Below are 6,086 nucleotides of genomic sequence, written 5' to 3' on the forward strand. Positions count from 1 at the left end.
GGCTGCTAATAGGTTGCTTTTAACTCTGGCTTGTCTCAAGGCAGGCAAACTTTAAATACACCTGGAGCGATCCCATGAAATTTGAGGATATTTATCAGTTCTTCGAGGATCCACCGCCAATTTACCTGAACAAAGAGCTTGCCGTTTGCTACGTGTTGTCGGTATTGCTCCAGCAAGATTCCTACGGCACCGAATTGATCCAGCGGTTAACCCATCAGTATCCCCACTATCGTCTATCAGATACGGTGCTTTACGGAGCACTTAAGTTTTTGGAAGACGAAAATGCTATTGACGGCTACTGGAAAAAGGTAGAAGGCCGGGGTCGTCCTCGCCGCATGTATCGTCTTAACCCTGACTGGCGGCTTCAGGCCGAGGAACTGGCCGAATTTTGGAAAACCTATATGGGCGATCCAATTAGGCCAGCTTGCGCTCAAAGCCCAGCCTACTCTGCTCCGCATCGATGAATCAGGGGTGCAGGGCCTACCTGAATGCTGCAACATTCCGTACCCTAGAGGAGTAGCTTTGCATGGTCCGGCGTGACTGACACCGTTCTCTATTCGACTCTGTTCCTAACCCTGCTAATGATAGTGGGGTTAGTTTTTTTTATTCGGGCTTCTACCAAAGACCGGATCGAAACCCTGACGCTAACGCGCCCTGTTGATCCCATAACGTTACTGCAGAACCTGACGACCTACTTTGAGTCACGGGCCTATGCCATTATCGCGGCTGAAGAAGAGGCTCAACGCATCACCCTGCGGGGAAGAGTACGTCCGAGCGTGTTTTTGGCTGGATTCTTAACTCTGCTTGCCGCCGTGGGGACTCTTTGTTTTGCTTTGGTACTCGCCAATCTATGGCCAGCCTACAGCGCCATCTTTTTGGGTCTGCTAGCACTGAGCCCGCTAGCAGGCTGGTTCTATTGGCGTGGCGCTGCTCGCGATGAGGAGATTTGCCTAGAAATTCGGCCCAATGCTGCGGACAGCGGCTCGTTGGAAAGTGCGCTTGCTAAGGTTACTGTTACAGCTCATCGCGATGAACTGATTGCCCTTGAGCAAGGCTTTGACCGCTAAAGCAAAAAAAAGCTAGCCCAAGGGCTAGCTTTTTGCATGTGAAAAGTAGTTCTGACGGTGACACCGGTAAAGCAGATATCTGCTATCAGAATACTTACCCTAGTGAGTCAAGGTCTCTAAAACTGAGGCGTTCTCTTCTTCTTCTTCTTCACCTTCTTCACCGAGCAGCACCCGCAGACTGGGGAAAAGAAAATGATTCTCTTCTACATACTGGGCACCAAATAGACCCTTCTCGGCCCAAAAGTACCGGTCAGTGGTATGCTCGTTCCGCTTAACCAGCAGCAGGGCTGGGGGGGCAATGCCCTCGGAATGGATAAAATTCCGAGCTGCGGTTACGGGTTTTTCGTTGCCGCTCTCAATACTATACTGAGGAACAGCTTCTAAAATGCGACGGCCTTCTAAGCGACGACGACTCTTACGCTTGCGTCTCCTTGCCAAGTTGCCTACCTCCCTCTCATTGGATATTTGGATGTAGTTTCGGTTACAAAATTTGTTAACCAGGCCAAGTATATAGGCTCAAAATAAGAATTTCAACTTCTCTTAAAAATCGGCCTAAAACCTCCGAACACCAAGCGCTATAAAGGATACAAGGGTGTCTAAGGAGATCAGAGCTGAACAGAATTGTTAAAAAATTGACAAAACTTTAATTTTTCTTCCGTCAAACTCTTATGTTGTGCCGCCATGATTGGCTCTCCCAGCTCTGAATTCACCACATTGTGTCAGTCCCAGGTACTCCTGCTGACCCAGTCGTTGGGGGCTGCTTCCACAGTGGTGTATTTGGTCGAAGCCACCGTTGAGACAATAAATCCCACTTTGATACCGCTGGTGGCTTATCCAGAAACCGCCAACCTGTGGCACGACTTGCGGGAGGGGCTAGCGGCAGTATTCAACACAGCTGAAGAAGTTGATGGCAGCAAGCAATCCCCAATCGTTCAACCAGAACAGTGGCTTCAGCAACCCATTGATTCAGAGCGAGATTCAGCTGGGCTACCATCCACAGCCAGTGTTTCTTCGGAGAAGGGTTTGCTCTCGATGCCGTTTGGAATAGAACCGGCAACCCAGCTACAGGGAGTGGGGACTGATCTAACCACGTATCCTCTGGTTTTGCCGTTGGCCCATGATGGAGTGGTGCTGGGCATGATCGTCAGTACTCGCGAAGCACTGCCGTGGACAGCGGACGATTATCGACGGGCTGAGCAGGTCGCCAGCACGTTGGCGATCGCCTACGTGCTGGACCAGCGTAGCCAATGGCTTCAGCGTCAGCTCAACCAACGTCAGCTAATCCAAGCCGATCAGTCCGAAACCTTTCACGATCTGCTGCATCAGTTTCGCAATCCGCTCACAGCTTTACAGACCTTTGGCAAATTGATGGTCAAACGGTTACCCCCTGAGGATACCAATCGGCCGATTGCTGAAGGCATTGTGCGGGAGAGCCGGCGATTGCAGGATTTGGCCCAGCATTTTGATACCGCTGTTGCCGAAGGGGATGAAACCTTGGCGCAGGCTACTACCCCACCAGCGGGTAGGTTGCTGCTACCAAGCTCACCCAGTGAATGGAGCGATCGCCCTAGTATTGTTATCGACAGCAACGAAGACACCTTAAACAGCAGGTTGGCAACGACTCAAAGTCAGCCCCTTGAAGACTTGGTTTCAGCAACAGGGCATGGGCTGGGACGATCGCTAAGGGTGCAGCCTGGTGCGATTGCTGAGATTGCCCTTCCACTGGTGCAGTCCATTGCACCCCTGGCTCATGAGCGGGGACTGCACCTGGTGCACCACATTCCTACCCCTTTACCCATGGTTTGGCTTGATGCTGCTGCTCTAGGAGAAGTGCTCCACAACCTGCTCGACAATGCCCTAAAGTATTCACCTGCTGGGTCTCTAGTCTGGATTACCGCAGGGCTAGTGCAGCGGATTGGCAGGCAGATGTTCCAGGGAATTGCCGTAGGCGATACCGGTGCAGGCATTCCCCCTAGTGACCAGCCCCAGTTATTTACCCGTCACTTTCGCGGTGTGCGAGCCCAGGGCGACATTCCGGGTACGGGACTAGGTCTCGCCATTGTGCAAGACCTAGTGCAGGGCATGGGGGGGCGGATCGATCTAGTTAGCCCTGTTCAAGGCACGTCATGGCTGCCGCCAGAGGCTGTAGCTTATCCCCAAAATCCCGGCGTTGTGTTTGTGGTTTGGCTAAAAGCCTTAGATAGCGAGGTGTAGACCCAACGAGATTGATGGGCTAAGGTGCTACCGTTGTGCTTCCCACTACGGAATGCCGCATCCATAGGAGAATGGGTTCAGTCTGTTCATTAGGTTCAGCAATCCATCGTCTTCGGTGTTACCCATGGCAACCACCCTATCCCCCAATTCCTCAGCTCGGCTGGCGCCGCCAGCCTCTCTATCCCCCCTAATGGTACCCGAACGGTTGTTGTTAGGACCGGGGCCTAGCAACGCTGACCCCCGTGTCATTGCCGCTATGAATCAGCAGCCCATTGGCCATCTAGACGCTGCTTACCTAGCGATGATGGATGAAGTTCAAGAGCTGCTGCGCTATACCTGGCAGACCACTAATCTCCTCACCTATGCCGTGGCCGGTACCGGGTCTGCAGCGATGGAAGCAACGATCGCAAATGCTATTGAACCGGGCGATCGCGTCTTAGTTGCTGTCAAAGGCTATTTTGGCTACCGCTTAGTCGATATGGCCCAGCGCTATGGAGCCGATGTTGTCACCATTCACCGGCCTTGGGGTGAAGCTTTTACCCTAGAGGAACTTACCGCCGCATTAAAGGAACATCGGCCTGCGGTGTTGGCGATCGTCCACGCCGAGACGTCCACCGGAGTCCGCCAACCCCTCGAAGGATTAGGGTCAGCCTGCGCCGACCATGACTGTTTGCTGCTGGTTGATACTGTCACCAGCCTAGGCGGTGTGCCAATTTTTCTCGACGAATGGCAGGTTGATCTGGCTTACAGCTGTAGCCAAAAAGGATTGAGCTGTGCCCCTGGTATTTCCCCCTTCACCATGAGCCCTCGAGCTGTCGCCAAGCTAGAGCGCCGTCGCCAACCCGTTGCCAACTGGTATCTCGATGCGGCCCTGCTGCGAAAATACTGGGGGCCAGAGCGGGTTTATCACCATACCGCACCAGTCAACCTCACCTACGCTCTGCGCGAAGCCCTGCGTCTGCTTACCGAAGAAGGCCTAGAGGCCCGTTGGCAGCGTCATCAACAAACTGCCACCTACTTTTGGCAAGGGCTAGCGGACCTTGGTCTCACCTGTCACGTCGAAGAATCCCTTCGTCTACCGACCCTGACTACCGTACGAGTACCCGACGGCGTCGATGCCAAAGCCGTTGGTCGTCAACTTATGACCGACTACAACATTGAAGTCGGCGGTGGGCTCGGAGAACTTGGAGGCAAAGTTTGGCGAATTGGCCTCATGGGCCACAACAGCCAGCAAAAGAATGTCGATACCCTGTTACACGCATTGGGCACGGTCCTGCGTCAATCTGCTTGACGCGTCAAGTAACTGACTACCCACAGCAAATGAAGAAGGCATCTCCGTGAGCTGTGGAGACGCCTTCTTCGCCAAAGCAGTTTTCTAAGCTACATTCTGCTGCTCGCTTGCCAACAGGGGAAATCCTAGCTTTTCTCGTTGTTCTAGGTAAAGCTGTGCTACTCGCCGGGCTAGTCCTCGTACCTGACGAATGTATCGGGTGCGCTCTGTTACCGAAATCACGCCTCGCGCATCCAGCAGGTTGAAGGTATGTGAGCACTTCAGCACATAGTCATAACTCGGCAGCACCAGCCCTCGATCCATCAGCTGCTCTGCTTCCTGCTGATACAAATCAAACAGCGTGAACAGCAGTTCTGGATTTGAGGCCTCAAAGTTGTACGTCGAGTTCTCAACCTCCGCCTGCATATAGATATCACCGTAGGTGAGCTGATCGTTCCAGCGAATTTTGGCGATCGCATCTACTTCCTGCAAATACATCGTCAACCGCTCTAGCCCGTAGGTTAGCTCAATTGACACCGGGCGGCAGTCAATCCCCCCGCACTGCTGGAAATAGGTGAACTGGGTAATCTCCATCCCGTCCAGCCACACTTCCCAACCTACACCCCAAGCACCCACCGCCGCATCTTCCCAGTTGTCCTCCACAAACCGAATGTCGTGGTCTTCTGGTTTAATCCCCAACGCCCGCAGCGAGTCTATATAAGTCTCCTGGATGTTCTCAGGCGATGGCTTAATCAATACCTGGTACTGAAAATAATGCTGGTAGCGGTTCGGGTTTTCCCCGTAGCGCCCATCTGCCGGTCTTCGGCAAGGTTCCGCGTAGGCCACTGACCAAGGCTCCGGCCCCAGCGCCCGCAAAAAGGTATGTGGGCTCTTTGTTCCGGCCCCCTTCTCTGTATCGTAAGGCTGCATAATCACACAGCCCTGCTTGGCCCAAAAAGCATTCAGTGTCGCAATTACAGCCTGAAAATGCACAGCTCTCCTCCGGTTACTTACCCAGACTCATACTCATAACCTTCAAATAGTATTCAACAGACTTGCCCCTGCGCTGACAAATTTCCTTCTGGATGTCTCCCTATAGCCACTTGCAGCGCATCGCCACCCGCCGGTGTAAAACCAAAGAAGGTTTTTTGGGTATATCTGTATTCCAAATTACAGAGCGAGTTTAGCGTTGCCTAAAGCCCAAAGTTCTTCAGCGAGAGGGATTTTGCGACGCTAGAGGTGCTGTAATTTCTGTTGTCATCTGCGCTAGATACGGTGTCTACGCGAGAAACTTTTCCAAAAAATTGTTGATGGATTCCGTTTGTGAGGCTTCTCAGGAAGGGCAAACGCCTTGTATTACAGGGCGTTTGAGGATTTCGGGAAATTTCCATCAAAGGTGTTGACACCACAGGGAATCCGCTCTATATTGATAAAGCGCCTGAGGGAAGCGACTCGAACGAGTCTTTCACCGAGGGTTGAAGCGAACCTCGACAACTACATAGTCTAGAAACAAAGCCAAGGTTCCTGTCAAGGAT

At 52.6% G+C, this 6,086-nt stretch carries 6 protein-coding genes; 4 read left to right on the top strand and 2 right to left on the bottom strand.

Features of this window, described 5'->3' with window-relative positions; genetic code table 11:
• Nucleotides 1-74: 74 nt before the first annotated feature.
• Both NC979_RS21150 and NC979_RS21155 read left to right on the top strand, forming a co-directional pair.
• On the top strand, nucleotides 75-464 hold the full coding sequence (locus tag NC979_RS21150; protein WP_190521409.1) for a PadR family transcriptional regulator: 390 nt from the start codon (nucleotides 75-77) through the stop codon (nucleotides 462-464).
• Nucleotides 465-536: 72 nt separating this feature from the next.
• Nucleotides 537-1,067, top strand: coding sequence for a cofactor assembly of complex C subunit B (locus NC979_RS21155; protein ID WP_190521411.1), 531 nt, complete (start codon nucleotides 537-539; stop codon nucleotides 1,065-1,067).
• A gap of 99 nt (nucleotides 1,068-1,166) precedes the next feature.
• On the opposite strand, the gene NC979_RS21160 is transcribed toward NC979_RS21155, so the two are convergent.
• On the bottom strand, nucleotides 1,167-1,505 hold the full coding sequence (locus NC979_RS21160; RefSeq protein ID WP_190521413.1) for a DUF3155 domain-containing protein: 339 nt from the start codon (nucleotides 1,503-1,505) through the stop codon (nucleotides 1,167-1,169).
• Nucleotides 1,506-1,748: 243 nt separating this feature from the next.
• Between NC979_RS21160 and NC979_RS21165 the strand changes: the two genes are divergently transcribed.
• Together NC979_RS21165 and NC979_RS21170 are read left to right on the top strand one after the other, a co-directional pair.
• Nucleotides 1,749-3,281 (top strand): sensor histidine kinase, encoded by a 1,533-nt coding sequence (locus tag NC979_RS21165; protein WP_190521415.1) that lies wholly within the window; start codon nucleotides 1,749-1,751, stop codon nucleotides 3,279-3,281.
• Between the two features lie 124 nt (nucleotides 3,282-3,405).
• The gene (locus NC979_RS21170; protein ID WP_190521417.1) at nucleotides 3,406-4,572 is read left to right on the top strand and encodes a pyridoxal-phosphate-dependent aminotransferase family protein; all 1,167 of its coding nucleotides are present in this window, start codon (nucleotides 3,406-3,408) and stop codon (nucleotides 4,570-4,572) included.
• An 84-nt stretch (nucleotides 4,573-4,656) separates the two neighbouring features.
• Here NC979_RS21170 and glyQ read toward each other — a convergent pair whose 3' ends face one another.
• Entirely contained in the window at nucleotides 4,657-5,544 is an 888-nt protein-coding gene (gene glyQ, locus NC979_RS21175) for a glycine--tRNA ligase subunit alpha (RefSeq protein ID WP_190521419.1), read from the bottom strand.
• Nucleotides 5,545-6,086: the final 542 nt, after the last annotated feature.

The sequence above is a fragment of the Leptolyngbya subtilissima AS-A7 genome (assembly GCF_039962255.1).
Lineage (GTDB): Bacteria > Cyanobacteriota > Cyanobacteriia > Phormidesmidales > Phormidesmidaceae > Nodosilinea.